This is a genomic window from Lacibacter sp. H407 (assembly GCF_037892605.1).
Classification (GTDB): domain Bacteria; phylum Bacteroidota; class Bacteroidia; order Chitinophagales; family Chitinophagaceae; genus Lacibacter.
Window position 1 is genome coordinate 1,393,438 of the sequence record NZ_JBBKTU010000001.1, and the last position, 24,099, is coordinate 1,417,536.

The 24,099-nt window shown below is 41.2% G+C and carries 20 protein-coding genes; 11 read left to right on the plus strand and 9 right to left on the minus strand.

What is annotated here, in order from left to right:
• The first annotated feature begins 140 nt into the window (after positions 1 to 140).
• Positions 141 to 791 carry a hypothetical protein gene (locus tag WG989_RS06085; protein ID WP_340428050.1) on the plus strand — a complete coding sequence of 217 codons (651 nt, stop codon included), beginning with the start codon at positions 141 to 143 and terminating at the stop codon, positions 789 to 791.
• Between the two features lie 149 nt (positions 792 to 940).
• Here the strand turns inward: WG989_RS06085 and WG989_RS06090 are convergent, their stop codons facing one another.
• Both WG989_RS06090 and WG989_RS06095 read right to left on the minus strand, forming a co-directional pair.
• Positions 941 to 2,662 carry a M3 family oligoendopeptidase gene (locus WG989_RS06090; protein ID WP_340428052.1) on the minus strand — a complete coding sequence of 574 codons (1,722 nt, stop codon included), beginning with the start codon at positions 2,660 to 2,662 and terminating at the stop codon, positions 941 to 943.
• Between the two features lie 100 nt (positions 2,663 to 2,762).
• The gene (locus WG989_RS06095) at positions 2,763 to 3,260 is read right to left on the minus strand and encodes a DUF5606 family protein (RefSeq protein ID WP_340428054.1); all 498 of its coding nucleotides are present in this window, start codon (positions 3,258 to 3,260) and stop codon (positions 2,763 to 2,765) included.
• Positions 3,261 to 3,544: 284 nt separating this feature from the next.
• Between WG989_RS06095 and WG989_RS06100 the strand changes: the two genes are divergently transcribed.
• The 8 genes from WG989_RS06100 (at position 3,545) to WG989_RS06135 (ending at position 12,817) form a co-directional block, all read left to right on the plus strand.
• The gene (locus WG989_RS06100; RefSeq protein ID WP_340428055.1) at positions 3,545 to 4,177 is read left to right on the plus strand and encodes a hypothetical protein; all 633 of its coding nucleotides are present in this window, start codon (positions 3,545 to 3,547) and stop codon (positions 4,175 to 4,177) included.
• Positions 4,178 to 4,239: 62 nt separating this feature from the next.
• Complete coding sequence (locus tag WG989_RS06105; protein WP_340428056.1) at positions 4,240 to 4,986, plus strand: SDR family NAD(P)-dependent oxidoreductase; 747 nt, start codon at positions 4,240 to 4,242, stop codon at positions 4,984 to 4,986.
• Positions 4,987 to 5,042: 56 nt separating this feature from the next.
• Positions 5,043 to 5,621, plus strand: coding sequence for a guanylate kinase (gmk, locus tag WG989_RS06110; RefSeq protein ID WP_340428057.1), 579 nt, complete (start codon positions 5,043 to 5,045; stop codon positions 5,619 to 5,621).
• Between the two features lie 43 nt (positions 5,622 to 5,664).
• Positions 5,665 to 6,924: a hemolysin family protein gene (locus WG989_RS06115; protein ID WP_340428058.1), complete on the plus strand. Its 1,260-nt coding sequence runs from the start codon at positions 5,665 to 5,667 to the stop codon at positions 6,922 to 6,924.
• 115 nt (positions 6,925 to 7,039) lie between these two features.
• Positions 7,040 to 9,625, plus strand: coding sequence for a zinc-dependent metalloprotease (locus tag WG989_RS06120; RefSeq protein WP_340428060.1), 2,586 nt, complete (start codon positions 7,040 to 7,042; stop codon positions 9,623 to 9,625).
• 172 nt (positions 9,626 to 9,797) lie between these two features.
• The gene (gene tatC / locus WG989_RS06125) at positions 9,798 to 10,679 is read left to right on the plus strand and encodes a twin-arginine translocase subunit TatC (RefSeq protein WP_340428061.1); all 882 of its coding nucleotides are present in this window, start codon (positions 9,798 to 9,800) and stop codon (positions 10,677 to 10,679) included.
• 128 nt (positions 10,680 to 10,807) lie between these two features.
• On the plus strand, positions 10,808 to 11,245 hold the full coding sequence (gene rpiB, locus WG989_RS06130; RefSeq protein WP_340428063.1) for a ribose 5-phosphate isomerase B: 438 nt from the start codon (positions 10,808 to 10,810) through the stop codon (positions 11,243 to 11,245).
• A gap of 108 nt (positions 11,246 to 11,353) precedes the next feature.
• Positions 11,354 to 12,817 (plus strand): M28 family metallopeptidase, encoded by a 1,464-nt coding sequence (locus tag WG989_RS06135; RefSeq protein WP_340428065.1) that lies wholly within the window; start codon positions 11,354 to 11,356, stop codon positions 12,815 to 12,817.
• Positions 12,818 to 13,067: 250 nt separating this feature from the next.
• On the opposite strand, the gene WG989_RS06140 is transcribed toward WG989_RS06135, so the two are convergent.
• The 7 genes from WG989_RS06140 to WG989_RS06170 form a co-directional block, all read right to left on the minus strand.
• Positions 13,068 to 14,735: a putative transporter gene (locus WG989_RS06140; protein ID WP_340428066.1), complete on the minus strand. Its 1,668-nt coding sequence runs from the start codon at positions 14,733 to 14,735 to the stop codon at positions 13,068 to 13,070.
• Between the two features lie 101 nt (positions 14,736 to 14,836).
• Positions 14,837 to 15,289, minus strand: a complete 453-nt coding sequence (locus tag WG989_RS06145) for an RDD family protein (RefSeq protein ID WP_340428067.1) — start codon at positions 15,287 to 15,289, stop codon at positions 14,837 to 14,839.
• A gap of 113 nt (positions 15,290 to 15,402) precedes the next feature.
• Positions 15,403 to 16,377 (minus strand): deoxyhypusine synthase family protein, encoded by a 975-nt coding sequence (locus WG989_RS06150; protein WP_340428069.1) that lies wholly within the window; start codon positions 16,375 to 16,377, stop codon positions 15,403 to 15,405.
• Between the two features lie 173 nt (positions 16,378 to 16,550).
• Positions 16,551 to 16,997 (minus strand): hypothetical protein, encoded by a 447-nt coding sequence (locus tag WG989_RS06155; RefSeq protein WP_340428070.1) that lies wholly within the window; start codon positions 16,995 to 16,997, stop codon positions 16,551 to 16,553.
• Positions 16,998 to 17,278: 281 nt separating this feature from the next.
• Positions 17,279 to 19,021 (minus strand): N-acetylmuramoyl-L-alanine amidase, encoded by a 1,743-nt coding sequence (locus WG989_RS06160; protein ID WP_340428071.1) that lies wholly within the window; start codon positions 19,019 to 19,021, stop codon positions 17,279 to 17,281.
• 100 nt (positions 19,022 to 19,121) lie between these two features.
• A complete protein-coding gene (locus WG989_RS06165) occupies positions 19,122 to 20,912 on the minus strand; it encodes an acyl-CoA dehydrogenase FadE (protein ID WP_340428072.1) in 1,791 nt (596 codons plus the stop codon).
• Between the two features lie 46 nt (positions 20,913 to 20,958).
• Positions 20,959 to 21,399, minus strand: a complete 441-nt coding sequence (locus tag WG989_RS06170; protein ID WP_340428074.1) for a MarR family winged helix-turn-helix transcriptional regulator — start codon at positions 21,397 to 21,399, stop codon at positions 20,959 to 20,961.
• Between the two features lie 138 nt (positions 21,400 to 21,537).
• Here WG989_RS06170 and WG989_RS06175 point away from each other — a divergent pair, with 138 nt between their 5' ends.
• Positions 21,538 to 22,845 (plus strand): DUF418 domain-containing protein, encoded by a 1,308-nt coding sequence (locus tag WG989_RS06175; RefSeq protein WP_340428075.1) that lies wholly within the window; start codon positions 21,538 to 21,540, stop codon positions 22,843 to 22,845.
• Between the two features lie 71 nt (positions 22,846 to 22,916).
• The gene (locus WG989_RS06180; protein ID WP_340428077.1) at positions 22,917 to 23,972 is read left to right on the plus strand and encodes a radical SAM/SPASM domain-containing protein; all 1,056 of its coding nucleotides are present in this window, start codon (positions 22,917 to 22,919) and stop codon (positions 23,970 to 23,972) included.
• Positions 23,973 to 24,099 lie beyond the last annotated feature (127 nt).

Below are 24,099 nucleotides of genomic sequence, written 5' to 3' on the forward strand. Positions count from 1 at the left end.
ATAATTTGAACGAGCATAATCAACCTGTCAGGTCTGTGTGTAGAAACAAGTTAGCTGGCGAAATGAATCGACTTATACTGATATTTATACTGTATCTATTTTCCTGTGACCGAATCGAAAAAAAATCGGAAACAAATCTGTTGACGGTACCCAAACAAAATGAAATAATAGAATCAGACGAGGATACACTTCCTAATGGTAAAAAAATATTGAATAACATCGACTCAGGAATGGATCATTATTATAAAGAGGTTGTTGGTACTGATACATTAACAGGGGGATATTTAACCTGCTATGGTATAGATGATAGTATGAAGTATTTTTATCTGCGACATGGAGACACATTACATTTATTAAACCAGACACCTACTTACACATCAACATGGAGCTTGGGTGTATTAGAAAAAGATTTCGATAATTTTTTCATAACCAGAATAGATAATGGGAATGGAGTTCCAGAAACATTTCAGGTATTTGATAAAACAACAAGTAAAAACCTTTTGGGTGACAAAGTGGAAGCATGGAATTTTAAGTATTTAGGAGACACTTTGTTTTTCTTATACGACAATCATAGTGTCAAACTAATCGGTAACTATATTAATAGAAAATATGCAGATAGCATTTTTCTTTATAATGTGAAGTCGGGCATGAGACAAGGATATAAGTTGCCTTATGAAAACCAAAGTGACATAATATATTACGACATTAAAAATTTGACAAAGAGAAACCTGATTGTTAGTCGAAGAGATCATTATACCGAAGTAGAGAAATTAGTAAAATACAACCGCTAACATGAGCGTAGCGGGGTGACAGAATAACCAATCAGCAATACGTATTCAGTTTCTGGGTATCTCATCCTCCTTCCCCAAAATAAAAATGCCCTCCCGTAGAAACGGCAGGACATGATTAATGTTCTGATTTAGCAGGGCAAATATCGGTATTAATTCAGATTATCCATTTCTGTTTTTACAAAATCCATCAAGGTTTTGATATGGTTGGGCGAAAAATCAAACTTCAGCCCGGCTGCTTCATAGAGTTGGGGCAATGTTTTGGTGCCGCCCAAACTCAAGGCATTGATATAATGCTGCAATGCTTCCTGCTGATTTTGTTTGAACTGCATCCACAATCCAATAGCACCCAACTGGGCAATTCCATATTCAATATAATAAAACGGCACTTCAAACAAATGCAGTTGACGCTGCCATTCGTACGGACGGAATTGTTCCAATCCACTGTAATCGATCAAGCCAGTGCTGTATTCATTTGCAAGCGACATCCATTTTTCACCACGCTCTTCTGCGGTATGTGCAGGATTTTCATAGAGCCAATGCTGAAATGCATCAATACGTGCGATCCAAGGTAAAATGGTGAGCACACGTTCCAGTTGTTTAAACTTCGCACGGCGCAACTCTTCCTGATCTGTAAAGAAAATATTCCAATGCTCCATGCTGAACAATTCCATGGCCATACTTGCCACTTCAGCGATCTCTGCACCATATTCTTTAAAGCCGGTCAACTCCAGGTTATGTGTCAAAAACGAGTGAACAGCGTGGCCGCCTTCGTGTACCATGGTGGTTACGTCATCCAATGTGCCGGCTGCATTCATAAAAATAAACGGAGCACCCGTTTCAGCTAACGGCATATTGTAACCGCCGGGAGCTTTTCCCTTACGGCTGTCAAGATCGAACCGCTTCATCTCATTCATCTTTTGCAAACAATCTGCAAAAAAGGGATTTAGTTGTTTGAAACATTCAATTGTTTTTTCAGTTAATTCTGTTCCGGTTGTGAAAGGTTGCAATGGCGTAATACCTGCCGGTTCTGCATCCATATCCCAAGGGCGCAATTGATCAACACCAATTGCTTTGCGTTGTTCTTCATAAATAATTTTCACCAATGGAATTACATGTTGCTTCACTGCTTCGTGAAAATTGAAACAGTCCTGCGACGTGTAGTCAAAACGGCCGAGCTCTTTAAATTTATAATCACGGTAGTTTTTGAAATCTGCATTCAATGCAATTTGGTGGCGTTGCGCAACCAGTTTATTGAACAGCTCATTCAACGCTTCCCGATCCTGGTAACGGCGGGTCTGAATTTTCATATACACCTCTTCCCGTAACGTACGATCCGGATTTTCTAAAAACTTTCCGGCCTGTTGTAAGGTGTACTCTTTGCCATTTACTTCAATGGTCATTTTACCGGCGATCTGTCCAAACTGTTGCTGCATTACATTCATCTCCGCCATAATGGGAATATTGGCTTCACGAAACAGCTCAATACTTTTTTTGATGGAACGTAAGTAGGTGAAATATTTATCAGTATCCAGTTCTTTCGTGAATGGACACTCAACAAGTTTGCGGTTGAGTTTATCGGCATAGGGTTGCATTTTCGGTGCAATCTCCATGTAGAAATAATTGAATGCTTCTTCCAGTTGTTTGTTCTCGGTATCGCAGGTCATCCGTACCTGGCGCCAGCAAGCATCTTCGCTGATGATGGCTTCCAGTTCGCTGCTGTCTTTCAGCCACTGTTCCAGTTCTGTTTTATTGTTGATGGTACGATCGAGTAATTGCTGAAAATAAGGTTCTACCAAGTCCCAAGTAGTAATAGTGAAATCCTTCGGTAAAAAACTACGCTCGATCGGCTTGATATCGGCTGTGAGTGTCATAGAAAAGAGTTTAAAAAATGATGCCGGTAAGATGGTAAGCTGAAAAGAAGTTGAACTTCCCGCCTTCCCGTCTTACCGGCAAAAATGTATTGATTCAGAATTAGTCTTCTTTCTTCTTTTTAGCGGCTGCTTTCTTTTTCGCCGCTTTCTTAGCTGGCTTTGCTTCTGCAACTGCTACTTCTTCAACAGGAGCTTCATCTTCTTCAATTGGCTCTTCAGTCAATTTGATCTCAATTCCTTTTGCGCTGATAATGCCATACCATTTCACCATCTTTTTCATATCGCTGGTATATACCCGCTCAAAATCAAGATCAGGAAATACTTTTTCAAAATAAGATTTGATGGCTTTTGCATCTTTTTCATCGGGAAGTTTGCCGCCATCTGCTTCCATTGCCTTAAAAATATCGGCAAGGTTCACGTTATCACGAACGGTATATACTTCAATACTTTCCAGGTGTGAAAACTGGTGCTGACGGGTAGACGCAAACTTGGTTGAATTATCGTCCAGTGAACGCACTATAGCGCCATCGGTTTTGCTGCTAACGAGTTCAAACAAACCGGGCATTCCGGTTACTGCAATTAATTTTCCGTATTCCATAATTTTTCAATTCAAGGGGTGCAAGTTAACGGATTTCGGTTAACCGCATTTCAATTTAACAGCAAACAAATCTGGCTGAGAATACGTGTTGATATACACAGCGTTTGCGATATTAAAATGCTCACCAACAGGACGTTCTGCTTTTTGTAGGCAGGATCCGGCTTCTTTAACAGGTTTTTTGTAGTACGATATATGAAAAATCAGCGTTATTCCTATACAAGGCTTGCCTGAAAGGCGAAACTGTTTATATTCGTTTATATCTTTTAAAAGCCAAAATCCTCATCTTGAGCTTGCTACATACACAGGACGTAAATATTGATCGAATTTCCAACAAACAGGTAGTTTCCTTTATCCATGATAACCAGTTGTATCAATTGGACGATTTTGCAGCGTTGGAATCCTTCTGCCCCAAATCAAATTGTACTAAGGCGTTTTATACCCATCATAAAACATTTCATATCCGTGAGGGGATCGATAAGGTGTGGAATGCGTACAAAAATATTCATCCAAAAGAAGCATGGTGTGGCAACATGCTCCAGTTTGGTATGCAGTACTGCCGCAAGAACAACTCCATTTCGTATATCGATGATGAATATGCAGGAGCAAAAGCAGGGCAGATCGTTCTCATTCGTGTGAAAGCGTTGGGCGGTTTGGCGAAAGTGGCCGTAGGTCATGAAATAACGGCTGTGCATGAAAAAGAGAAATGCCTCGAAACAAGTTATCTGGTGAAAGGAAAGTCGTTGGGCAGTCAACGTATTCAGTTAACTACAACTGAAGATGGTTTCACCGAAATATCACATCATACCATTTACAAAAGCGGATCGTGGCTACGGGATAAAATAATTTATCCGTTCTTTCATACAAAGGCCATCCGTGAATTTCATAATAATATCCGCAAGTCGTTAGGACTTGCTTAATGCTGTTTTCATCTGTTCTGTTTGCAGAAAAGATTCTTTTATCTTTAAGCAAACACATTTGTATGAACTGGAAAAACACAATTGCCATCATCACCGGTGCAGGAACAGGCATTGGAAAAGCCACCAAAGATCTGCTGCGCAGCAAAGGTTGTACTGTTTACAATCTTGATTTTGCAGATAACGATCCAACAGACCAGCACTATTATATTTCCTGTGATGTGCGCCACCGTCAACAGGTGAATGATGCCATCGACAAAGTAATCTCCACCGAAAAGAAAATCGATTTCCTTTTTGCCAATGCAGGTATTCATTTGTTTGCAACGCTTGAACAAACGAGTGATGAAGAACTACAGCGTGTGGTTTACACAAATTTGTTTGGTGTGTATTATACATTGCAGAAAGTAATTCCTGTAATGAAAGCACAACAAAAAGGAAGTATTGTGCTGATGGGATCAGACCAATCGTTTGTAGGCAAAGCAGCCAGCTCTGTTTATGGAATGACGAAAGGAGCCATTGCTCAACTTGCTAAAAGTACAGCCATTGATTATGCGCCTTTCAACATACGTGTCAATTGTATTTGCCCCGGCACCATCGATACACCATTATTGCACAAAGCAGTTGATCGTTTTTCGCAATTAAGCAATACGGCGAAAGAGGAAGTGTATAAAAGTTTGGACAGCATTCAGCCAATGGGACGCATTGGGAAGCCGGAAGAGATCGCAAAAACAGTTGTTTTTCTGTTGAGCGATGAAAGCAGTTTTACAACCGGAAGCCTGTTTGCAGTTGATGGCGGTTATGTGTGTCAGTAAGTTGATGCCGAATTGTTTCTGCGAACATTACGTTGATTCGGTTATTTTTGGGCTTTATGGAACAGGTATTTCACAAGATCATCATTATTACAGCTCCTTCAGGCGCCGGAAAAACATCCATCACCAAACAATTGATGAAGCATTTTCCGCAACTGGCGTTTTCGATTTCAGCTGCCACACGTGCAAAACGAAAACACGAGCAAGACGGAGTTGATTATCATTTCATGAGCGTTGAAGAATTTCAGCAAAAAATTCATGAAAATGCATTTATGGAATGGGAGATGGTGTACGAAGGGAATTACTACGGAACACTGAAATCAGAAATGGAACGCATCTGGAGCAACGGACAAATTCCGGTGCTGGATATTGATGTAAAAGGAGCCATTCATGTGCAGGACCTGTATCCCAAACAAATACTCACCATTTTTATTGAACCACCTTCCATCGATGAATTGAAACGCCGGCTGGAAAGCAGGGGCACCGAAACTGCCGATTCATTACAGGCACGGATCAATAAAGCATCGTACGAAATTTCCTTTAAACATTCATTTCAGCACGTGATAGTAAATGATGATCTGCCGAAAGCTGTAGCAGAAGCCATCCGCATTACCGGCGGGTTTCTTGCAGCGCCATAATGAGCATTTGATTTTCCTTTCAAAAACACTATTTTTAAGATTCATGAATTGGTATTTGATCATAGGGATTGGCGTAACTGTTGTGTTTATCGGTTTTTTTGCCGGTCTGCAAACAGCCTTTGGTTCCTTGAACCGCTTTTCGGTTGAGTTGAAAAAAAAGCAAGGCGTCAGCAGCGGACGTATTCTCAGCAATTTTATTGACAATCAAAGTAAGTTTATCGGCTCGTTGTTGGTAGGCGTTACATTGTCGCTGGTAATTTTTGTTTTATTGGTCAATCGATTCTTTGATCCGCTGTGGAAACAAATGCCAACCGTGATCCAGAATTCAGCGATTCGGATCATCATTGAAATATTAGTAACTACGTTGCTGGCATTGCTTGTACAAATGGTGTGCAAAGCCATCTTCCGCAAACGCAGTAATGCTGTACTTTCTTTCTTTTCACGCACTGCCAGTTTTTTCTATGCATTGTTTTCTCCCATCGCTTCATTGTTTGTGGGACTTGCTGAATGGATCTTAAAATACTTATTTGATGTGCGGGTGAACGATAAAAAAGAGGCGTTTACAAGGGTTGATCTCGAACATTTTATTCAGCAAAGCAAAGACAACGACGACGAAAGTCAGGATATAAATTCGGATTTGTTTGAAAACGCATTGTCTTTACCGGGTGTAAAAGTGCGTGAATGTTTAATTCCCCGGAAAGAAATTGTGGGAGTAGAAGCATCGGCAACCATTGATGAGCTGAAGCAAAAATTTGTTGAAACAAAATTGAGTAAACTGATTGTGTATGATGGGAATATTGATAACATCATCGGCTATGCGCATCAGTTGGATATGTTTCGCAAACCAACCGATATTAAATCGATTTTAAAACCTATTCCTGCGGTGCCGGAAAGTATGGGACTTACAGATCTTATTACGCAGTTTACCAAAGAGCGCAAAAGTATTGCGTGGGTGGTGGATGAGTTTGGTGGCACCAGCGGTATTGTAACCATGGAAGATCTGCTGGAAGAAATTTTTGGTGAGATACAGGATGAATACGATACCGAAGAGTTTGTTGAAAAACAACTCGCCGAAGATGAGTTTATTTTCAGTGGCAGGCTGGAGCTCGATTATCTCGCAGAAAAATTCAACCTTAGTTTTAAAGAAGAAACCGATGCCGAAACCCTTTCGGGCTATATTGTAGAACACCACGAAACCATACCCATTGCAAAAGAACGTATCATTATCGACGACTACGAGTTTGATATCCTCTCAGTAAGCGAAACAAGAATTGAAACGGTAAAAATAAAAGTACTCAGGTAAATTTTAGTCTTTTATACAACCAGTTACAAGCCGCTTTGTCCGCTCATACAAACCACATACATCTACGAAAACTTTATTTTATCTTTCTTATTCAGTTAACATCAAAACCTTAATTATGAACAAGCGTTTCGTCTTGGCCTTATCAGCTGTTTGTTTGTTACTGGGCACAGAAATTTCAGCCCAGTCAAAACCCGGAGCCCCTGCTCCTGCCGACACTACCAAAAAGGCCCCACCCAAACCAAGTATTACAGAAAAAGTAAAATCAAGTAAAAAACTTCCCGGCTTATTTACACTGTACCAGGATACTGTAACAGGCAGTGTACAGATGTACATCCGGAAAGATCAGTTGAACAAAGATTTTATTTACCAGAGTTTTTCACTCAGCGGCCCTACCAGTTTATTTCTGCATCAGAGCATGCACCGTGCAACATTAGTTTTTCAAATGAAAAAAGCATTTGATAAAATTGAGTTCAGCACTGTGAACACGAATTTTTATTACGACAAAAACAATGCTGTCAGCAAAGCTGCGAATGTGGATGTGGCCGATGCCGTTTTCTATACTGATAAATTCAGTGTTGAAGATGCAGACGGTTATCTCGTAAGTGTGGACCAGTTATTCCTGAGCGATAAGCTTGATCCGGTAAAACCGATCTTTCCACCAACCATTCCTCCCGGTGCCGTATTTAATTTAGGTGGATACAATCCTGCAAAAAGTAAGTACAGCAATATCCGTTCTTATCCCAACAACAGCGATGTGGTGGTTGATCTGGCATACGACAACCCGATGCCATTTAACCAGGGCGGAAAAGATATTACCGATGCACGTTTTGTGCGGGTAAAACTCCAGCATTCATTTATTGAAATGCCGGTAAACGATTTCAAACCACGCTTTGATGATCCACGTGTTGGTTTCTTTTCGCAGGAAGTTGATGATCTTACCTCTAACGAGATCGTAAATTATCGTGATGTGATCAACCGCTGGCATCTGAAGAAAAAAGATCCTTCGGCAGCATTGAGTGAGCCGGTTGAACCGATCACTTTCTGGGTTGAAAACACCACACCGGTTGAATACCGTGAAATTGTAAAAGCCGCTGGTGAACGCTGGAACGAAGCGTTTGAAAAAGCAGGGTTCAAAAATGCAATGGTAATGAAGATCATGCCTGAAGATGCAGATTGGGATCCGGCCGATATCCGCTACAACGTGATCCGTTGGGTATCGTCGCCTTATCCTCCATACGGAGCAATCGGGCCAAGCTTTGTCAACCCAAAAACAGGTCAAATTCTTGGTAGCGATATTACCATTGAGTGGGCCAGTGGTGCTGAAACACCATTTACTGATATAATTCAGGAGATCGGTTCAACTACAGCAAATGATTTGCAGCAACAAATGATGGCCAATATGCCATCGCACATGCGCAAACATTGGGCGACATGTGCCATTGGTTCTGAATTAGCACAGCAATACATGGCTGGCTCAACATTGATCACCACGGCAGGTGCTCCTGCAGGTGAAGTAAGAAAAGCGCATGAGCAGTTTTTATATTATCTCATTTTGCATGAAATGGGTCATACACTTGGCTTGAATCATAACATGAAAGCCAGCCAGATGCTGAGCCCTGCAGAAGTACACAATACTGCCATCACACAAAAATTAGGATTGCAAGGTTCGGTAATGGATTACCCTTCGATCAACATCAGTAGTGATCGCAGCAAGCAAGGTGATTATTATACCATGAAACCCGGTCCTTACGATTTGTGGGCCATTGAATTTGGTTACCGTGAATTCCCTGCCAGTCAGGAGCAGGCAGAATTAAATAAAATTCTCCGTCGCAGCCACGAGCCCTATCTCACATTCGGAAACGATGCGGATGATATGCGTAGCCCCGGTGGTGGTATTGATCCGAGGGTAATGGTGAACGATATGAGTAACGATATGGTTACTTATGGCGAAGACCGTATCAAATTTGTGAACAATGCCATGAGCAAACTCGTAAGTAAATACGCAAAAAGCGATAAGAGCTATCAGGAAATTATGATCCGTTATAATGTACTGAATGGCCAACGCTTTTCAATGGCTAATGCCATCAGCCGTTATATTGGTGGTGTACAGGTTGACAGAAGTTTCCCCGGCCAGAACAATGGCAGCAAGCCATTTGTGATCACACCGGTTGCGTATCAGAAAAAAGCAATGGGCTTCCTGGCAACGTATGTGTTTGCGCCAAATGCGTTTGATGCAGATCAGCAGGTATTGCCTTATTTGCAAGTACAACGTCGTGGTTTCAATTTCTTTGGTGCGCCGGAAGATCCGAAACACACATCGCTTGTACAGAATTTTCAAACCAATATTCTTGCACAGCTATTGCACCCAACAACATTGCGTCGTATCAACAACAGTGCATTGTACGGCAATACATATAGTGTAGCCGATGTAATGAATGATGTAATGAATGCGGTCTTTAAAGCAGATGCTGCCGGTGCCGTAAATGTGTACCGTCAAAATCTGCAAAGTGAGTTTGTAAAAGGTGCTATCAGCATTGTAGAAGCAAAAGCAGGGTATGATAATCCATCGAAGAGTGCAGCTTACAATACCCTTCGCAAAGTAAGAACTATGTTGGGTACTGCTGTTTCGCCAAACGAGCAAACCAGAGCTCACCGCAGCATGCTCATTTTTATGATCGACAAAGCGCTGGCAACAAAATAAATTGTTTCAGCTCTGTTTGATAGAAGCGGCCCGTTCGGGCCGCTTTTTTTATGAAAAGCGCAGGGTTACCAACCTTTATTCGTTCCGATGAACGTAGCCAAGCTGCTGAAAGGTTGGCAACCCTTTTTTGCTCATCCTTTTCGGGTTACATTTGCAACTGAAATCATTAACCGTGGCCGAAACAAAAACAGAACGTCGATCGATCATACAACGCATTCGTGGTGCAAGAGGGGTAGAAAAAGCTGAAATGAGTTTTATCGATCATCTTGAAGAACTGCGTTGGCATGTGGTGCGGGCAGTCATAGCCATTATAGTTGCCTCACTTATTGTATTGTTCAATATTGATTATGTGGTAAACAATATCTTCATGGGCCCGGCTCATAAAGATTTTATCACCTACCGTTGGTTGTGCGATCTTGGTAAATGGATGCATGTAGATGCGCTTTGCCTAAGTGATTTCAGCATCAAGTTCCAGAGTAATGCAATGACGGAGCAGTTCCTCACCACGTTCACTGTTGGTTTTACTTCAGGCTTTATTTTGGCCTTCCCTTATATTTTTTGGGAGATCTGGAAATTCGTTCGTCCGGCGTTGAGTGATAAAGAACGCAGCGGCACTACCGGTGCCATCTTCTGGATATCTTCTCTTTTCTTTCTGGGTGTTGCATTTGGATATTTTGTACTCACACCATTCATGGTGAATTTTTATTCAAACTACTCACTCAGTCCGTTAATTGAGTTTCGTCCAACTATCAGCGATTATTTTGAGAACCTGATCTATTTAACCGTAGGTGTGGGATTATTGTTTCAATTACCTGTGGTGGTAATGCTGCTTACAAAAGTGGGTATGCTTACACCTGTAACACTTCGCCGCATCCGCAAGTATGCATTTGTGGTGATCATTATTATGGCGGCCATCATTACACCTTCTACCGATCCATTCAGTTTGGCGCTGGTTACAATTCCGTTGTATGGTTTGTATGAATTCAGTATTATGCTGAGTATGCGTATTTACAGGCGGCAGATCAAGAAAGAAGATATTGAAGAGTGGAGTTGATGTTAATGGATAATTTTGAAATGAATAATGGATAATGAATTTAACCAGTTGAGAGATGGTAACTTTGAAGTAGATTATCAATTCTTCCATTATCAACTATAAATTTTCACACTATGCAAATTTTTGATATGACTAAGCCCGTAGCCATTGGCTGCGATCACGCAGGGTTCGATTACAAAGAGGACCTCATCTCTTTTCTCGAAGGGAAAGGAATTGCATTTAAAGACTTCGGCACGTATTCAAAAGATAGTGTTGATTACCCTGATTTTGCACACCCCGTTGCATCGGCTGTGGAAAATGGCGAAGCAGCATTTGGTATTTTATTATGCGGCAGTGCGAATGGTGTGGCCATTACAGCCAATAAACACCAGGGCATTCGTGCAGGACTTTGCTGGGGTGAAGAAATTGCACAGTTAGTACGTGCACATAACAATGCCAACATCATTTGTATCCCTGCACGCTTTGTACGTGAAGGTGACGCAGAAAAAATGGTGAATACATTTATGACAACCGCATTTGAAGGTGGCCGGCATGGGTTAAGGGTTGATAAAATTGCCTGTGCTTAATCTCTTAATAGACGGGTCTGCGATAAGGCCAATTACGATACCATTCATACAACTATCCCGCCAATGGCGGGATTTTCATTTATATTCGGCCTTCAAAAAATTTAATGCATGAGGACATACTTATTGGCAGCACTCTCTGTGCTTGCGTTAACAGCTTCGGCCCAAAAGAAAAACAAAACGGCTGAGCAATTTTCAAAAACCATTACGGCGAACGACCTTCAAACTCACCTGTACATCCTTGCCGGACCGGAAATGGAAGGAAGGGAAACAGGAATGGAAGGTCAGCGCAAAGCAGCAGAGTATCTGAAGCAACAGTTTCAACGAATCGGTATTGCACCTGCAAATAATGGCAACTACGAACAATTTTATCCATTGTACAAAGACACGTTGAAAGCAGCCAACATCACAATCGGCAACAGCAGTTTTGAATTTGGAAAAGATTTCTCTGCGCAGTTAACCAATCTTGTAAGTACTCAACTTTTCATTAGCGAAGTGGTGTACATGAGTAAGGTTGATACAACAACTGATGTAAGAGGAAAAGCAGTTGTATTGGTTGCAAAGAACGGTACGCAACTTCCTTCGAATGCCGACATCTTTCGTTTGTACAACCGTCAGCCGGCAGTTGTTTTGATTGTCCAGAGCGGAGTTGATAAAGTGCCTTCACCAAGAGGCGGTCGTTTATACCTGAATTTGTACAAAGCACGCCAGACGCCTATCAGCATTCGCATTTCAGAAGCAATGGGTGAAGCATTATTAAAAACAGATTTTGCAAGCGCCAAAGCACAAACACTGGAAACAAAAACGGTAGCAACTGAACTGATGTTCCATTTTCAGAAAGAGGCCGAAGTTACACAGGCTTCGAATGTGTTGGGTATGATCGAAGGAACCGACAAGAAAGATGAGTGGGTGATCATTTCGGCTCACTACGATCACGTTGGAATTATTGGTGGTAAAATTCATCCTGGTGCCGATGATGATGGCAGCGGTACCGTAGGTGTACTGGAAGTAGCTGAAGCATTTGCAAAAGCAAAAGCAGCAGGCAAAGGTCCTCGCCGCAGTATCTTATTCTTAGCAGTGAGTGGTGAAGAAAAAGGTTTGTGGGGAAGTGCATACTATGCAAACCATCCGGTTTATCCATTGGAAAAAACAAGTATCGATATTAATATCGACATGATCGGCCGCAAGGATGATAACCTGAAATCACTCGACAGTAACAACCATGTGTATTTGATTGGTGACGATAAACTCAGCAGTGATCTGCCACGTTTTGTTGACAGCATCAACAACATGTACATCAAACTGATCACCGACAGAAAATACAACGATCCAAAAGATCCGAATCGTTTATACTACCGCAGCGATCATTACAACTTTGCTGCAAAAGGAGTTCCGATCGTATTTTTCTTTGATGGTATCCATAAAGATTATCACAAACCAAGCGATACACCTGATAAGATCAACTATGATCTTCACGAAAAACGTACACGGCTTGTATTTTTCTTAGCTTGGGATGCAGCTAATCGAAACAATATGTTTGTGAGAGATATTCCGTTGAATATTCCTCCGAGATAGTTGTATACAACATATCAAAAGCAAAAACCCCGACTGAATTGCCGGGGTTTTTGCTTTTGTGTCCCATTGGGACAATTCGTTGGTAGAACAAGAAACAAGCGAGGAGTACGTTCCGTAGGAACGTTTGGTGAATATGGATTAAATCAATCACCAAGCGTTCCTAACGGAACGCAACACATCCATTTCATGATTTCTACCCATCAGTTGTTCACATGGAACAAAACATTGTTGTTCGTTAATGAAACTTCTTCTACGAAAAGAAAAGTATCAGCAATTGCGCTGCAATAATTCTTAGAATCATCGTCAACGGATAAACAGTTGCATACGTTACAGATGCCACTTCGTTTTTTGCCAACTGTGCAGAGAAGGCCAATGCAGGCGGATCGGTACTGGCGCCGGAAAGCAAACCACATACTTCAAAAAAAGTTTTTCGAAATACATAGTGCGCCAGCAAGCCAACGATCAACAGCGGAACAATAGTAATGGTCAATCCCATCACGATCCATAACCACGCATTGTTGCCACTTAATGCTGTTTGTAAATTGGCACCACTGCTTAAGCCAACACTCGCAAGGAATAAACTGATACCTAACTCACGCAACATTAAATTGGCGCTATAGGTTGTGTATTGATTCAAATATAATTTACCACCGTAACGACTCAACAACAAGGCAATAATAAGTGGGCCACCTGCCAAGCCGATCTTCACAGGAACAGGCATAGTAAAAAAGAACATGGGAATACTGCCGAGCAATACACCTGCAACAATTCCAATAAAGATCGGTGCAAGATCAGGCACATCCAAACGCTTCAATTGATTACCGATGGTTTTCGTCACCATCTCAACACCTTCTTTTGTACCAACTACTTTCAGTTGATCACCAAGCTGCAATACAATATCGCCATGTGCCACCATCTCCACTCCTGCACGGTTTAACCGGGTTAATGTAAAATCATGTTGATGTAAGGCAGCAATATCACCCAATCGTTTATGCGTAACATCGGGCTGCGTTACCACAACAATACGTGAGATCAATTCACTTTGTGGGATCTCTTTCAAATTCATGTTGCTTTCTTCACCAATAATCATTTTCAACACCTCTAACTGATCTTTATGTGCAACGATCAGCAACACATCATTCTCTGCTAAATGCGTTTGCGGTGTTGGGGTAACAACTGTTCCGTTGTGAAATAATCTCGATACCACAATGGGCTCTTTCAATAACTCAAAAATTGTACGGAGTGGTTTACCGATCAGTTGTTTATTCTGCATCGTCAAATGAATCGAAACGGGTTTGTTTGATTTGATGACATCCAGCTTTCGATGCAGTTCCCGTTCTTTATCAAGGTTAACACGGAATACTTTTTTCAGAATGAGGAGTGCGGCAATAATTCCAAACACGCCAAACGGGTACACCACTGCATACGCCAAGGTAATAAACGATGTGTCGTTTGCAGCCAGGTGCAGATCTTTTGCTGCGGCCTGTGCTGCACCAAGTCCGGGTGTGTTGGTAACGGCACCACTCATTACACCGGTGAGTGTAGTGATAGGTTGTTGCAACAGGTAGTAAAAAGCAACAACAATGAGTACACCAAGAAAAACTACCAATGCAGCCAGCCCGTTGGTGACAGCTGCATTCTTTTTTAATGAAGAAAAGAAACCCGGCCCTACTTGCAAGCCAATAGAGTACACAAAAAGTATCAAACCAAATTCTTTTAAGAAATGCTCGGTTTCTTTATTGATATGAATACCGGCATACGAGATGGCAAGGCCCATAAAAAGAATCCAGGTAACACCTAACGAGATACCAAAAATTTTCAAGCGGCCGAGCCAGGTACCGATGGCGATGACTACACCATAGATGATGACGGTTTGCGGAATACTTTCTTCGAGCAGTAGTTGGAGAAACCAGTTCATGGTAGCGAAATATACGATAAAGCTATCTGCAAAATTTCATTACGTAACTAACTAAAATCACAGAACCTGCTTACAATAAGCAGGTTCTGTTTAAACACTCGTTATCTGTCTTTAATCGTAATGGTATTTGTCCATTGATCATGCCACATCTTCTGCCCAAGAAATGCACTGATAAATTCAAATGGTACCAGGCGGCATAAGGTGCGGAGAAATGCTTTACCAAATGTCATCGGCTCTCCGTCTTCACGGATCACTTTTGTTTTCGTGATCATTTTGCCAAGCGTTTTTCCTTTTGAGCCTTCGAGGAATGTGTAGTATGCAAAGAAGATAACAAACACAAGAAGATATGTAACAAAGGCAAAACCTAAAGCACCACCTACTTCACCATCGCTGATAGATGATGCAAAGGCAGCGCCTACAATAAAGGCAACAATGAGAATGAGTACATAAAATACAATAATATCGATCACATAATTTAAGAATCGTTGCCCTGCACTTGCAAACTCATAAGCAGGTTCATGAAATTCGTGTAAAACATTTGTTTGTTGTTCCATAAATAGAGTTGGTTTAGTGATGAAGAAGTAAAATAATAATTTTCTGCTTTCGATGTATCAATAAAAAAACCGCAGCAACTGCTGCGGTCTTATCATAAAAACTTGTTGAATAGTTACATACCCAGTATCCATGCAAAGATCAACGGCGCAACAATCGTTGCATCACTCTCTACAATAAACTTGGGTGTATTGATATCTAATTTACCCCAGGTAATTTTTTCGTTAGGCACTGCACCACTGTACGATCCAAATGATGTGGTTGAATCGCTGATCTGGCAGAAATAGCTCCAGAACGGAACATCATGCCACTCCAGATCCTGGTACATCATGGGTACAACGCAAATCGGGAAATCGCCTGCAATACCACCACCGATCTGGAAAAAGCCAACGCCTTTACCAGCACTGTTTTGGCGATACCAATCAGCTAACCACACCATGTATTCAATACCACTTTTTACAGTGCTCGCCTGCAGTTCGTTCTTGATCACATAACTGGCGAAGATGTTACCGGTAGTACTGTCTTCCCAACCCGGTACAACGATAGGAATATTTTTTTCAGCCGCTGCTACGATCCAACTGTTCTTCGGATCAATTTCATAATACTGTTTCAGATCACCACTTAAAACAGTTTTGTATAAAAATTCGTGTGGGAAATAACGTTCGCCTTTTGCTTCTGCTTCCACCCATTGACGATGCAAATGTTTTTGCAAACGACGGAAAGCCTCTTCTTCCGGAATACAAGTATCGGTTACTCGGTTGTAGTGGTTCTCTAACAGATCCCACTCATCCTGTGGTGTAAGATCACGGTAATTGGGCACACGCTTGTAATGACTGTGCGCTACTAAGTTCATCACATCTTCTTCCAGATTAGCACCGGTACAACTGATGATCTGCACTTTATCCTGACGGATCATTTCTGCCAAGCTTAAACCAAGTTCGGCGGTACTCATGGCACCTGCTAAGGTGATCATCATTTTACCACCTTCGTTGAGGTGTGTTTCATAACCTTTGGCGGCATCCATTAATGCGGCGGCGTTGAAATGACGGTAATGATGTTGAATGAATTGTGAAACGGGTCCTTTGTTCATTTTTTAATTTTTAAAAGTGACCGCCTTCAGATCCCGATCGTTTGTATCGGGAGACTTTGCGAAAGAGCTGCAAAAGTAAAGATTCTAGCGCTTGCCTTTATTAATTAATCAATAAAAAAAGCCCCCCGAAGAGATCGGGGAGCTATTTCCAAAACAACACTTGTTGAGTGTATTTATTTTTTCTTTTTTGTTTTATCAATACGTATAAAATCGCCGGATGCAAATACTTTGTACACAGAAACGCATTTTTCATCATCGGTTTTAACGAGATAGAATATTTCGCCTTCTTTACTGATCTCAGCAATACTCAGCAGTGATTTGTCTTTCGAAAATTCCTGAACAGCTGTGGATGCCAGATAGGTCATTTGCTCCAATTGTACCATACGTTGTACTGCTTCCACCACACCATCGGGCCGGTACCAGGCCAGCATACGATCGTTGTTATACTTGAAAGACACAAGGTAAAAGTCGTTTTTCTGACTCCAGCTTACATCAGTTGCGTCTGTAAACTGTTTCTGAAAAGCTGCAGTTACAACTTCATTTTCGATAATGGGAGAGGCATTTGCTTGTGTGGTGACGGTTAATGCCACGGCAACTAAAAGAACAAAAATCTTTTTCATGATGAACATATTTAAGGTTTAATGATTAATGTATCCTTTTGAGATATCATTATGTGATGATGAACTAAAAGTAGAATGTGGCAACCGCTGCTGCAAGCGAATCTTGACAAGAGGCTGTTAACACTGTCTTCATAGTGATGAACGGATGCAACATGTGTAACATGGACATGCACAAATAAAGAAACCCTTATCTGTAAAGGGTTTCAGGTATTCTTAAAGAAATGATAAATGCCGATTGGCTTGCTGAATGGTAACTGCTGCAATGATGAATGGAAACGACTTTACTGTTTTTTACATAGCTCCAGCCAATCGTTGATGCCTTTTACAATTGCATCGGCTATTTGTTTGCGGTAGCCTTGGTTGAGTACGTTCATTTCATCTTCCGGGTGGCTGATGAACAACGTTTCAACCAACACATTGGGAAATTCAGTAAAGCCGTTAAGCAGAAAATTGAAGTTGCCAACGTTGCCATATTCTTTCAACCCCATATCCAACATATGACGGAGAATGGTTTGTGTGAGTGGACGGTAGCCGATATGTTTATAGTACGTACTCACGCCTTTCACACGTATTGGGTCGGCGCTGCTGTTGAGATGAATGCTTACAACAAGGTCTGGATCTTTTGCTTTGAAGAAATTGTAGCGATCATGATTGTCGTAACTGGTGTCTTTTGTTCTTGTCATGATCACTGTTGCGCCTTCTGCTTCCAACACTTCTTTGAGTTCTTTTGCGATCAACAGGGTCATGTCTTTTTCCATGATACCTGTTAACCCAAACGCACCTTTGTTGCTGCCACCATGCCCTGCATCAACAGCAATCACCAGATCTTTCAGCAAGAGGTTTTGTGGCTGACGTTTTATTTTGATGACAAGATTATTACCGCTGTAGTAAATACGATGTCCCCAATGTTGTTGGTGTGTAAGATCGATGGTTACACGAAAAACATCTTCTTCAATTTGATTGTAGTACACATTTTTAATTTCTTTGGTGCTGCTCATTTGTGTAACCCAGTTGGTATTGGATGTTGCACCAAATACATCCACGATAATTTTTGATGGATTGATCTCATGGAAAGATTGATACGGCAAACGGTCATACATTGTCAATGAAACATAATCGTACGTACTATCGCCCCACACACGCATACTATTGGTGAGCGATGCAGGAGAAAAACTTCCGTTCTGTACCACATCAACATATTCCTCTTCAATATACGCCTGTCGGTTTTTGCTTAACTGTACAGCATACTTATTACCAACCTTGCTGACAGCTTTTAATCGAACCAATGAATCAAGATAACCCATTTTGGTGCCGCCAAGCCTGTCTTCACCCAAGCCGAGTAACAGGTAAGGCAGTTTGCCTTTTGTTTGTAACACAAGTCCATTTGGTTGCATCAATGCAAATTCACTTCGGCTGATTACCTCCAACAGATCGCCGGAAGCCGGCTGCACCAACAACTTGAGTTTATTTTTAAACTCCGTAAACAAGTCGTCGTTTTCTTTTACTACATATTCAGTTTTGTAAATTCCACGTACACCGTTTGAATCTTTCACCGGTACTTCTTTGAACTCCTGTCCGTTCTGCAGTTTCAATACTGCATCCGGTATTGTTTTCACCGTCATGCGTAATCGATCACCGGGCTTGAGTAACAGATCACCTTGTGGTTCGATGCGCCAATACTCAACTGTATTAGTGGTTACTTCTTTTTCTTTTGCCGGGCGCTGGTAGGTATAAAATAGTTTTTGCGTTAGTTTTTCGCCTTTGTCATTTGTTGCGATCAATTGAAAACTGCTGTCGCCGAGCGAAAGATTTAATTCGAAAGCGAATGCACCTGTTGGCCAGACCCACATTTCCTCGCCGTTCATGGTGATACTGCAACCAACACAAGTAACACCGGTAATAAATTGTCGGGATGTTGTTACGGTGTTTTGATTTTTGGTGGGTGTTGCCAAACGCAGAAAAACTTTCTGCGCAGAAAGAGCCGTACTTAAAATAAAAGCCAGAAAGAAAATAAGTGTACGCATAGAAACAGGTTGAAATAAAAAATCCTTTGCAAATTAGGCAAAGGATTTTTAAAAGGTGGGTCACCCGCTGTTTTAGGGGTGGCCCACCGGCATGTACATTTTACAACGGATACTTTCCGTCGTTTCTCAGCTTTGCTACGATTCGCCTTCTTGCTTCTTTGGAATTATATGGATCCACTTTTGTAAAACGTTTCAGGCCCAGCAACATCATTCGATGTTCATCACCTTCTGCAAATGCATTGATGGCATCTTTGCCATACTTATTAATACGGTCGGCCGCATCATATAAATAAGTATGCATCATATCCAGTTCAAACTGGCAAGCCGATTCACCTTTTTCTGCAACCATTTTTGCTGCACGCAACAATGCGCTTTCAGCATTAAAGGTTTGAATGGCCATGTCAGCAATATTCATCAACACTTCCTGCTCATGCTCTATCTTCATCATGAACTTTTGTACTGCAGCACCTGCTGTTAACATGATAGCTTTTTTGAAATTGGCGATGGCTTTGTATTCTTTTGCAAATGGCGTTTCATCTTCGCTACCAAAATCAGGAATGCTCATCAGTTCCTTTTGTACATTCATGGCGGCCGTCATAATATCCAAACGACCTTTCATTGCACGCTTCAACACCATATCAACAGTTAATAAACGATTGATCTCGTTTGTTCCTTCGTAAATGCGGTTGATGCGGCTGTCACGATAAGCTCTTGAAATATCATATTCATCACTGAATCCGTTTCCGCCATGTATCTGCACACCTTCATCAACTACATAATCCAATACCTCACTGCCATCCACTTTCAACATCGCACACTCAATGGCATATTCTTCAGCAGCACCTAACAATGCTTCATTGAAAGGTTTGCCTGCAGCTAAAAGATCATGTTCCATATCATCGATCCACTTACTGGTGCGATACAAAGCACTTTCGCAAACCCAGATACGGGTTGCCATTTCTGCCAGCTTGTATTGAATGGCGCCGAAGTTGATAATAGGTGTTTTGAATTGCTCACGTGTGGTTGCATAGGTTAACGCAATATTCAAGGAACGTTTTGAACCACCTAATGCAGCGGCTGCTAATTTCAAACGACCAATGTTTAAGATGTTAAACGCAATGATATGACCCTTGCCTTGTTCACCTAATAAATTTTCAACCGGTACTTTACAATCCTGGAAATAGAGTTGAACAGTTGATGAACCTTTAATGCCCATCTTATGTTCTTCCGGTCCTTGTGTAAAACCTTCCATACCACGTTCAACAATAAAGCCGGTAAAATCTTTTCCATCAATTTTTGCAAACACGGTATAGATATCAGCAAAACCACCATTGGTGATCCAGCATTTTTGTCCGTTTAAGATGTAGTGCTTACCATCTTCACTTAACACAGCTGTTGTTTTTGCACCCAATGCATCACTACCACTGTTTGGTTCGGTTAAACCGTACGCACCTTTCCATTCCCCCGTTGCTAACTTCGGAATGTATTTTGTTTTTTGTTCGGGTGTACCAAAGTAAAGAATAGGTAATGTGCCGATACCCGTGTGTGCAGCAATAGCTACAGAAAAAGAATAACCACCACCTAATCCTTCATTCACTAATGTAGCAGTAATAAAATCTTTGCCGAGTCCGCCAAACTGTTCAGGAGCAGATGTGCCAAGTAAACCTTGTTCACCGGCTTTGTCCATCAGCGAAGGCATCAACCCTTCTTCCATTTTATCGAGTCGGGCTACAACCGGTAAAACTTCAGTATCAAGAAATGATGCACACATTTCTTTCACCATCACTTGTTCCTCATTAAAATTTTCAGGCGTAAAAGTATCCTGCGGCGTGCTTGTTTTAATTAACCATTCGCCACCTTTCAGTTTTGTTGCAATCGTTGCGGTGCTCATATCAATAGTATTTAAAGTGTGTAGAATTATTTTTTTGAAACGATTCTTATTTCAGATTATCATATACTATCTGTAACACTTCTTTACAGATATCAATTTTATCAGCAGGTACTCCGAGCAATGCTTCGTTCAATGTGTTGTTGGCTACATTCATCGTTTCTTCTTCCAGCTTTCTGCCCTGATCAGTTAAGAACACCTGATTAATACGCCGGTCGTTTTTACTCGCTACCCGTTTTACAAGCTTCAGCTTTTCGAGATTATCCACTAAACGTGTAATGCTGGGTTTATCACGAAACGTAGCATTGCACAAATCCTGCTGACTCAAACCATCATTCTTCCACAGATGGTAGAGTACGCTCCATTGTTCAACGGTAATTTCAATTTTACCCTGCTTCATGTTCTTCTGCAAACGCCGTGCTATAGCCGTGCTGGCTTTGCCCGTCATGAAGCTGTATAATTCGCCTTTTTTAAATTGGTTGTTTGGCATATAGTTGTTTATGCAACTAATCAAATATAAGAATACTTTCCGAAAACCGGTAAATTTTTTCCTAAAAGAGTATCTTACTATTTCTCCTCTCCCTACGAAAAGCCGCCTCCTATTTTTCACTGCCAAAACCAATCTAACATGACCATCGATCAGGCTGCTCCTGTTTCGCAGAGCGAACGTATTGTTCTTCTCGACTCCCTGAGGGGAATCGCTATTCTCGGCATTTTATTGATGAATATTCCCGGTTTTGGATTACCCGAACCGGCTTATCGAGATCCTTCAGTGTTAAATGAGTGGGGTTCCATTAATTTTCAAACCTGGTATTTTATTGAATTTTTTCCGGAAGGAAGTCAACGGGCCTTGTTCTCGATGCTATTTGGTGCTGGTATTATTTTGTTTCTAAGCCGACAGGAGAAGAAGAACGAAGGGCTTTGGCCAGCCGATTATTTTTTCCGCCGGCAACTGTGGCTGCTTGTTTTTGGATTGTTTAATGCATATGTGCTATTGTGGATGTGGGATATTTTGTTTCATTATGCCTGTATTGGTATGATCATGTTTGCATTTCGAAGGATGTCACCGAAGGGATTACTGATCGCTGCCTTTATTTGTTTGTTGTTGCAAACAGCGAGGGAAAATGTAGATGTTTATCGTGATAAGAAAGTAATTACGAAAGGCGAATTAATTGCCAAAATAGATACCACTGTTACAAAACTAACAGATCAGCAAAAAGAAGAACTGGGTGCTATGACAGGATTTAAAGAAAAATCCACACAAAAAGAGAAGCTTAAAAAAATGGAAAAAAGCACGAAGAGTGTACGAGGTGATTATTTTGGATTTTATGAATATCAAAGTGAGCGAAGTTTCCGCACCGAAGTTTTTTACCTGTATTATATGGCATGGGATATTTTATTGTTTATGTTTTTAGGCATGGCCTTTTATAAGACAGGGATCATACAGGGGCAGGCGTCTTCTAAAATTTACTGGGGTCTATTTATTGGAGGCTTAGGTATAGGGTTGTTGCTTTCTTATTTCCGTCTTAAACCGCTGATCGATTTTAAATTCAACGAGTTTGATTATATAAAAAATGTACAATTTGAATCTTACGAGTTGTCACGAGCCTTTCGTTCCATTGGAATTTTTGGGCTGATTATGTTGATGTACAAATCCGGTTGGTTCAAATGGTTCTTTGCATTACTTCGTCCGGTTGGACAAATGGCATTCACCAATTACCTGATGCAATCATTATTGGTTGGCTTGTTTTTTTACGGTATTGGATTTGGCATGTTTGGCAAACTTGAGCGTTACGAAATTTATTATGTAGTGGGGGCCACCTGGTTATTACAAATTATCTGGAGCCATATCTGGTTACGATTCTTCCGCTTTGGTCCGCTCGAGTGGTGTTGGCGTAGTTTAACGTATTGGAAGAGGCAGCCATTTGTGAAATAAAATTGCAAGCCTGTTGTTCGATAAAGAGCAACAGGCTTTCTTCTTCTTAACTACTTACCCAAATACTGTTTTTGCAGACTATCTTTGAACCCTCAATGCCGCAATTACACCGTAACGATATACTCAACCTTTTTTCGAAGATAACCCCACGCCGTGCCTGGAATATGACGAAGGTGTGGAGCAGTTACCAGTTGAGCCGCTTTCTAAAAAAGCCGGTACAGTGGGGCTATCCGATTTCGATTTCGTTTGAACCAACTACAAGCTGTAATCTGCGTTGTCCTGAATGCCCGAGTGGTTTGCGTGAATTCACACGGCCAACAGGTATGTTGCAGAAAAGTTTTTTTGAACAAACGATCGACGATATTCATAAAGATCTGCTTTACCTCATTTTTTATTTTCAAGGCGAGCCCTATCTCAATCCGGAGTTTTTACCGATGGTGAAATATGCTGCGCAGAAAAAAATCTATACAGCTACCTCTACCAATGCGCATTATTTAACGGAAGAAAAAGCAAAGCAAACGGTGGAAAGCGGTTTAGATCGTTTGATCATTTCGATTGATGGTACTACACAAGATGTGTATCAGCAATACAGAGTTGGTGGCAAGCTTGATAAAGTATTGGAAGGCGCAAAGAATATTGTGAAGTGGAAAAAAGAGCTCAACAGCAAAAAACCTTTTGTGGTGTTTCAGTTTTTAGTGGTGAAGCCGAATGAACACCAACTGGAGGACGTAAAACAATTAGCAAAAGAAGTAGGCGTAGATGACGTATGGTTTAAAACTGCACAGGTATACGATTATGAAAATGATCCAAATAAACTGATTCCTTCATTAAGCAAATACAGTCGCTATAAAAAGAATGCAGACGGCTCTCATTCACCCAAAAATAAATTGCAGAACCATTGCTGGAAGCTGTGGCATGCAAACGTTATTACCTGGGATGGTTTGGTGGTGCCCTGTTGTTTTGATAAAGATGCCATGCATCAACTCGGCAATTTAAAAATGCAATCGTTCAAAGAGGTTTGGCACAACGATAACTACAAACAGTTCCGCAGCGAACTAATGACCAGCCGGAAAAATATCGACATCTGCGCAAATTGCAGCGAAGGGTTGAAGGTTTGGGAGGAATAGTTTCTTAATTTTTGCAATAGGTTTCATCATTCACACATTTTGGTCTTATGGCATGGTTTAAGCCGCAACAACCTGCTGACCAAAACGGAGAAATTAATTCTCCGTTTGTCATCTATTTCATTATTTA

Excerpts from the sequence above, each read along its gene's own strand:
- WG989_RS06095 (WP_340428054.1), bottom strand. The coding sequence starts at position 3,260 with ATGGAATACGGAAAATTAATTGCAGTAACCGGAATGCCCGGTTTGTTT.
- WG989_RS06135 (WP_340428065.1), top strand. The coding sequence starts at position 11,354 with ATGAGGACATACTTATTGGCAGCACTCTCTGTGCTTGCGTTAACAGCT.
- WG989_RS06150 (WP_340428069.1), bottom strand. The coding sequence starts at position 16,377 with ATGAACAAAGGACCCGTTTCACAATTCATTCAACATCATTACCGTCAT.
- WG989_RS06170 (WP_340428074.1), bottom strand. The coding sequence starts at position 21,399 with ATGCCAAACAACCAATTTAAAAAAGGCGAATTATACAGCTTCATGACG.
- WG989_RS06165 (WP_340428072.1), bottom strand. The coding sequence starts at position 20,912 with ATGAGCACCGCAACGATTGCAACAAAACTGAAAGGTGGCGAATGGTTA.
- WG989_RS06120 (WP_340428060.1), top strand. The coding sequence starts at position 7,040 with ATGAACAAGCGTTTCGTCTTGGCCTTATCAGCTGTTTGTTTGTTACTG.
- WG989_RS06140 (WP_340428066.1), bottom strand. The coding sequence starts at position 14,735 with ATGAACTGGTTTCTCCAACTACTGCTCGAAGAAAGTATTCCGCAAACC.
- WG989_RS06105 (WP_340428056.1), top strand. The coding sequence starts at position 4,240 with ATGAACTGGAAAAACACAATTGCCATCATCACCGGTGCAGGAACAGGC.
- WG989_RS06090 (WP_340428052.1), bottom strand. The coding sequence starts at position 2,662 with ATGACACTCACAGCCGATATCAAGCCGATCGAGCGTAGTTTTTTACCG.
- WG989_RS06155 (WP_340428070.1), bottom strand. The coding sequence starts at position 16,997 with ATGAAAAAGATTTTTGTTCTTTTAGTTGCCGTGGCATTAACCGTCACC.
- WG989_RS06160 (WP_340428071.1), bottom strand. The coding sequence starts at position 19,021 with ATGCGTACACTTATTTTCTTTCTGGCTTTTATTTTAAGTACGGCTCTT.
- rpiB (WP_340428063.1), top strand. The coding sequence starts at position 10,808 with ATGACTAAGCCCGTAGCCATTGGCTGCGATCACGCAGGGTTCGATTAC.
- gmk (WP_340428057.1), top strand. The coding sequence starts at position 5,043 with ATGGAACAGGTATTTCACAAGATCATCATTATTACAGCTCCTTCAGGC.
- WG989_RS06115 (WP_340428058.1), top strand. The coding sequence starts at position 5,665 with ATGAATTGGTATTTGATCATAGGGATTGGCGTAACTGTTGTGTTTATC.
- WG989_RS06175 (WP_340428075.1), top strand. The coding sequence starts at position 21,538 with ATGACCATCGATCAGGCTGCTCCTGTTTCGCAGAGCGAACGTATTGTT.
- WG989_RS06145 (WP_340428067.1), bottom strand. The coding sequence starts at position 15,289 with ATGGAACAACAAACAAATGTTTTACACGAATTTCATGAACCTGCTTAT.